This window comes from Streptomyces sp. NRRL B-24085, assembly GCF_001282115.1.
Classification (GTDB): domain Bacteria; phylum Actinomycetota; class Actinomycetes; order Streptomycetales; family Streptomycetaceae; genus Streptomyces.
In genome coordinates, this window is sequence record NZ_LJBR01000345.1 from 1 (window position 1) to 4,483 (window position 4,483).

At 72.2% G+C, this 4,483-nt stretch carries 4 protein-coding genes and 1 pseudogene; 3 read left to right on the plus strand and 2 right to left on the minus strand.

Features of this window, described 5'->3' with window-relative positions; translation table 11 throughout:
• The coding region (locus AOJ26_RS31680) for a Zn-ribbon domain-containing OB-fold protein (RefSeq protein ID WP_053851805.1) at positions 1-406 on the minus strand (406 nt) is incomplete at its 3' end.
• Entirely contained in the window at positions 406-852 is a 447-nt protein-coding gene (locus tag AOJ26_RS31685; RefSeq protein WP_053851806.1) for a DoxX family membrane protein, read from the minus strand. The genes AOJ26_RS31680 and AOJ26_RS31685, both read right to left, overlap by 1 nt.
• Before the next feature lie 108 nt (positions 853-960).
• Between AOJ26_RS31685 and AOJ26_RS31690 the strand changes: the two genes are divergently transcribed.
• From AOJ26_RS31690 to AOJ26_RS31700, 3 genes and pseudogenes are all read left to right on the plus strand, one after another.
• Positions 961-2,673, plus strand: coding sequence for a subtype B tannase (locus tag AOJ26_RS31690; RefSeq protein WP_373413215.1), 1,713 nt, complete (start codon positions 961-963; stop codon positions 2,671-2,673).
• A gap of 238 nt (positions 2,674-2,911) precedes the next feature.
• Positions 2,912-4,105 carry a flavin-containing monooxygenase gene (locus AOJ26_RS31695; protein ID WP_053851807.1) on the plus strand — a complete coding sequence of 398 codons (1,194 nt, stop codon included), beginning with the start codon at positions 2,912-2,914 and terminating at the stop codon, positions 4,103-4,105.
• A 148-nt stretch (positions 4,106-4,253) separates the two neighbouring features.
• Positions 4,254-4,483: pseudogene (locus tag AOJ26_RS31700) on the plus strand (amine oxidase); the annotation flags it as partial.

Here is a 4,483-nt window from a genome sequence, read left to right on the forward strand (position 1 = left end):
CCACCCGCCCGGACACCCCCGCGGGCCGGAACCTCGGCACCCCCTCCGGAAACACCGCCACCAGGTCCAACCCGGGCCGCAGGTCCCCGTGTGCGCAGTCGACGATCTCCGTCATCATCCGGGGGCCCTCGGCCAGGTCGACCACGGCGGCGACGTACGGGGTGCGGTCCCGGAAGGGGGGCAGGTCGTTGCGGTGGACGACGGACCAGGTGTGGAGCGTGGCCCGGCCGGTCGCCGGGTGCCAGGAGACGTCCTCGCTCCAGCAGCGCGGGCAGAACTCGCGGGGGTAGTGGTGCACCTGGGCGCAGGCCCCGCAGTGCCGGAGCAGCAGGACGCCGCGCGCCGCCGCCTCCCAGTAGGTCCGGGTGAAGGCGTCCGTCTCCGGCAGGTCGTACCGCGCGCCCATCAGAACCAGCCCAGTGCCGCGTCGAGCGACCACGTCTGCCAGGACATCGCGAACAGGGCGACGACCGAGATGAGGGCCATCATCGAGTTCTGCCCCTGCTCGGCCCAGTCGTGGATCATCAGGGTGAAGTAGAGGGCGTTCAGGAGCAGGCCGCCGACCAGGGCCAGGGGGGTCAGGAAGCCGAGTACCAGGCCCGCCCCCAGCGCGAGTTCGGCGTAGGCGACGACGTACGCCATGGTCTTCGGGCGGGGTGCGACCACCACGTCGAAGCCGCTGCGGACCGGGGTCCAGCGGTGCTTGGCGGCGATGTCCGCGGCCCAGGTGATGCCGCCGCCCTCGAACCACGTCTTCTTGTCCTTGTGCCGCCAGCTCTCCAGCCACCACAGGCCGAGGCCTATGCGCAGGACGGCCAGCCATTGCGCGCCGGTCAGCCAGATCGTGTCCATGGAATCTGACGGTACGTCAGATGCAGGGGTCCGGGAAGACCCGCGTTCGCGGCGGTAGCCCCTGTGCGGCGACTGTGCGGCGCCCGGGAAGCTGTGGGTCACCGATGAATGGCCACGGATTGTTGGCAATTTTGTCAAACAAACGGCTACGTTCGTTCCCGCCAGCAAGAACCGCCTAGGGAGCCAACCGTGAAGCACAGGGCAGTCAAGCGCAGGAACGTCGTCATCGGCCTCGGTGCGGCGGCCGGGGCCGCGGCCGTCGGAGGCATGGCCCTGAACGCCGGCGCGTCGACCGTCGGCTCCACCACGAGCGGCGACGGCGGCCTCGTCTTCGATCCCGACGCGTACACGAAGCTGACGACCGCGGTCACGGACACCGAGGGCGCCGAGCACTCGGTCACCTACCACTTCTGGAAGGCCGTCACCTACGTCTCCAAGCCGGTCGACGCGGCCTACCAGTCCCTGATCGTCAGCGCCCCGGTCGAGATCGACGGCACCGCGGTCGACGCGAGCGACGCCCCGATCCTGCTCGCCAACTCCGTCGGCGGCTACATGCCGTCCTCCGTTGCGGACGCCACCGTCGTCGGCGCCGGGGGCATGGGCGGCGGCGCCCCGAGCGGTGCCCCGAGCGGCGCTCCCACCGGCAGCGCCTCCGCGAGCGCCTCGGCCGCCCCGAACGCGAACGAGAACACCAACGCCAACGGCGGCGCCACCGCGAGCAACCAGCTCCTCGCGCTGGCCGCCGGGTACGTCGTGATCGAGCCCGGCGCCCGCGGCCGTACCCTCAAGAACTCCGCGGGCGAGTACTACGGCACCGCTCCCGCCGCGATCGTCGACCTCAAGGCGGCCGTGCGGTACATCAGGGCCAACAAGGGCCGCATCCCCGGCGACGTCGAACGGATCGTCTCCGCCGGCACCAGCGCGGGCGGCGCCCTGTCCGCACTGCTCGGCGCCTCCGGCGACAGCCCGGCCTACGACAGGTACCTGGAGGAGATCGGCGCCGCCGACGCCTCCGACGCGATCTTCGCGACCGGCGCCTGGTGCCCGATCACCGACCTGGAGCACGCCGACGGCGCCTACGAGTGGTGCTGGGGCGGCAACGCGCTGAGCTCCGGCGAGCAGGCCGACCGGACGGTGTCCAAGGAGCTGCGGTCGCAGTTCGCCGAGTACCAGGCGAAGCTCAGGCTGCGCGGCCTGAACGGCTTCGGCACCCTGACCGCCCGCAACTACGACGAGTACCTCGTCAAGCAGTACCTGGAGCCCTCGGCGACCACCTACCTCGCCGCCCTGTCGGACTCCGCCCGCGAGAGCTACCTCGCCGCCAACTCCTTCATCACCTGGTCCGGCGGCCGGGCCACCTTCACCTGGGCGGACTTCCTCAGCCACGTGGGCGCCCGCAAGAAGGACGCCCCGGCCTTCGACGCCTTCGACCTGTCGGCCGGCGAGAACAACGAGTTCGGCGCGGGCACGACCGTCAGTCGGCACTTCACGGCGTACGGCGCGAAGAACGACACCACGGGCCTGGCCGGCAGGCGGGTCGCGAGCGACATCCCCGAGAAGCTGAACCTGATGAACCCGATGTACTTCCTGGAGCGCGGGAACGAGGGCCGTTCCAAGCACTGGTGGATCCGCCTCGGCACCAAGGACTCGGACACCTCGCTGACGGTCTCCGCGAACCTCGCCGCCGCCGCGGCCGGCCTCGGCGACGACGTGAACCACCTCTACTACTGGGACCAGGGCCACGGCGCCAACACCGACCCGGGCGACTTCATCACCTGGATCGCGGACGTCACCGGCCACAAGAAGGCCAGGAAGAGGTAACCGGGTACCACCCGCCCCCCGACCGCGGCCCCGGTTTCCCGTCAGTCTCCGGCCGCCGCACACCACGGCGTCGAGTCCCGCTCCGGCGGGCCCGGCGCCGTGGTCTTTGCCGTACCCGCACAACCAGGTGACCTACGCCACAGGCCCCACCCTCCTCTCCTACAGGCGTGATCGATCCGCAACCAATTCCCGTCTTGACCGAGACCCATCAACGCGCTGTCTGATTACGCTCGCGCTCATGGCCGACTCCACACCCGCAGCGCGCTCCGAGCAGCCCGACCGTCCCGTGTATGTCGTCGGCGGCGGCCCGGCCGGGCTCTCCGTCGCGTACGCGCTCCGGGCCCGGGGTGTCCGCGCGGTCGTCCTGGAGAAGTCCGAGCAGGTCGGCGCGTCCTGGCGGCGCCACTACGACCGGCTGCACCTGCACACCACCCGCCGTCTGTCGGCCCTGCCCGGCCTGCCGATGCCCCGCCGCTTCGGCCGCTGGGTCTCGCGCGACGACGTGGTGCGCTACCTGGAGAAGTACGCCGAGTTCCACGAACTGGAGACCGTCACCGGCGTCGAGGTCTCCCGCGTCGAGCGCACCCCCGACGGCGCCGGCTGGCTGCTGCACGCCACCGGCGGCCGCGAACTGACCGGCGCCGCGGTGGTCGTGGCCACCGGCTGGAACCACACCCCGCTGCTGCCCGACTGGCCGGGCCGCGAGGAGTTCAAGGGCGAGCTCCTGCACGCCGGCGAGTACCGCAACCCGGCGCCCTACGCCGGCCGGGACGTCCTGGTCGTCGGCGTCGGCAACACCGGCGCCGAGATCGCCGTGGACCTGGCCGAGGGCGGCGCCTCGCGGGTGCGGCTGTCGGTGCGCACCGTCCCGCACATCGTCCGCCGCTCCACGGCCGGCTGGGCCGCCCAGTACACGGGCGTACTCGTACGACGCCTGCCGGTCGGCCTGGTGGACCGGCTGGCCCGGCCCCTGGCCAGGCTGAGCGTGCCCGACCTCTCGGCGCACGGCCTGCCCCGCCCCGACACCGGCCTCTACAGCCGGGTCAAGGAGGGCGCCATCCCGGTCCAGGACGTCGGCCTCATCGACGCGGTCCGCACGGGCCGGGTGGAGGTGGTGGCCGCCGTCGAGGGCTTCGAGGACGGCGAGGTGCTCCTCACGGACGGCACCCGGATCGCCCCGGACGCGGTGATCGCGGCCACCGGGTACACCCGTGCCCTGGACGGCCTGGTCGGCCACCTCGGCGTCCTGGACCCGCACGGCCATCCGGTCGTCAATGGCGCGCGGGCTCCCGAGCAGGCCCCGGGCCTCTATTTCACGGGCTATGTCACTCCGATCAGCGGGACGTTCCGCGAGGTCGCGATCGACGCGGAGAAGATCGCGAAGGCCGTGGTGAAGCACGGAGCGGGCCGCCTCTCGCGGCTCCCCGTCTGACGCGCGGGACCCCAACTCTCCTCCGGACGACCCCCGTTGCCCGAGTGCCGGATGTGACGGGAGCGTTGTCGTGTGCGGTCGTACGGGGCCAGAATGTGAACACTTCTCATGTTCTAGCTCCACACTCTCTCCACTACGGAGGACGCACGTGGCACGCGAAAGACAGCTCCCCCCGCTCCCCCGGCTCTCCCGCCGCTCCCTGCTCGGCGGTGCCGCCGCCGCGGCCGGGGCCGCCACCCTCACCGGCACCGCCGCAGCCCCCGCCTCCGCTGCCACCCGTGACGTGGACGTCGCGATCGTCGGCGCCGGTCTCGCCGGGCTCACCGCGGCCCGTGACCTGGTGGCGGGCGGGACGACGGTCGCCGTCCTGGCGGCCCG

What these genes read in the sequence shown, in the direction of transcription:
- AOJ26_RS31690 (WP_373413215.1), top strand. Translation starts at nt 961, where the DNA reads ATGGCCACGGATTGTTGGCAATTTTGTCAAACAAACGGCTACGTTCGT.
- AOJ26_RS31685 (WP_053851806.1), bottom strand. Translation starts at nt 852, where the DNA reads ATGGACACGATCTGGCTGACCGGCGCGCAATGGCTGGCCGTCCTGCGC.
- AOJ26_RS31695 (WP_053851807.1), top strand. Translation starts at nt 2,912, where the DNA reads ATGGCCGACTCCACACCCGCAGCGCGCTCCGAGCAGCCCGACCGTCCC.